Annotated in this window: 1 protein-coding gene; it reads right to left on the minus strand. The window is 69.9% G+C overall.

Annotated features, from left to right (window positions below):
• A partial coding sequence (locus tag ACFCX4_RS36275) for a condensation domain-containing protein (RefSeq protein ID WP_376151751.1) occupies positions 1–1,355 on the minus strand: 1,355 nt, incomplete at both ends.

The raw sequence follows: 1,355 nt of genomic DNA on the forward strand, positions 1-1,355 counted from the left end.
AACGCCTCCACCGCGTCCCAGCTCACCATCAACTCCCCACCGACCTCCACCACCTGACAGTCCAGATGCACCTGCGGCGTCTGCGACACCGCGGAAACGAGGGATCCGAGACCGGGCAGCACACCGTCCTCACCGCCGGGCATCTCATGGCCGAGGACGCTCGTGAACACCACGGGCATCGAGGCGCGTTCGGGACCGTGCTCCCGCATCAGGGCGCGGATCATGCGCACCCCGCCGAAGGCGCGGTGTTCGAGGTCGGTGAGGAGCCGCCGCTGCAGCACACGCACCCGGTCCGCGAACGAACCCCCACCCGAGGTGTCCACCTCCAGCAGCACCAGATTCGTGAAGTCACCGATCAACCGCTCCACATCCGGATGCAACGGCAACCGGTCACCGGTCGTCACGTTCAACGTGAACCGCGGCTCCTTCGCCCACAACGCCAACGCCTCCGCGAACGCCGCACACAACACCACCGACGGCGTCACCCCCCGCGCCATAGCCCACCCTCGCAACCGACCCCACCGCACACCGTCCAACCGGTGCTCACGCCGCACGAAACGCGTCGCCCCCCGCACCCCACCCACCACCAACGGCAACTCCGGCGCCGCCGGCAACGAATCCAGCCGCCCCAACCAGTACGCACGCGCCCCCGCGTCCTCACCCGCCGCCTCCACCGCCAGACAGTAGTCCCGGAACGACACCCCGATCCGCCCCAACTCCACCTCCGGATCGGCATACAGCTCCGCCCACTCCGCCAGGAGGATCCGCACCGACGCCGCGTCCGCGACCAGCATGTCGATGCTCAGATGGACCCGCACCAGCCCGTCCGGCAGCCGCTGGCCGAACACCTCGAACAGCGGACACACCTCCGCCGGACGCACCTCGTGCGACAACCGCTCCCGCACCACCCCCACCCGCGCCCACGCCTCCTCCACCGACAACCCACCCAGATCCTCGAACCCCACCCGCACCACCACATCCGCCACGTCCAGCACCTGCTGACGACCGTCCGACCGCACCACCGCCCGCAACATCCCGTGCCGCTCCACCAACCGACCCAGCACCACCCGCGCCCGCACCGGATCGAAATTCCCCGACTCCAGCTCCAGATACACATGCGTCGACACATCACCCAACTCGAACAACCCCGAACGACCCAACCAGTACGCATGCTGCACATCCGTCAGACCGAACGGCTCACCCCACCTCCCCGCATCCGGCACCAGGGTGGTGGTGTCGGCGGAGCGGGCGGTGGCGACGACCAGGGCCTGGGTGGCGATGGTGGGGTTGGCGAAGATGTCGGCGAGGGGCAGGCGCAGGCCGCGGCGGTCGGCGGCGGCGCCGGCGCGCAGGGC

Origin of the sequence: Kitasatospora sp. NPDC056327 (assembly GCF_042261735.1) — a bacterium.
Lineage (GTDB): Bacteria > Actinomycetota > Actinomycetes > Streptomycetales > Streptomycetaceae > Kitasatospora.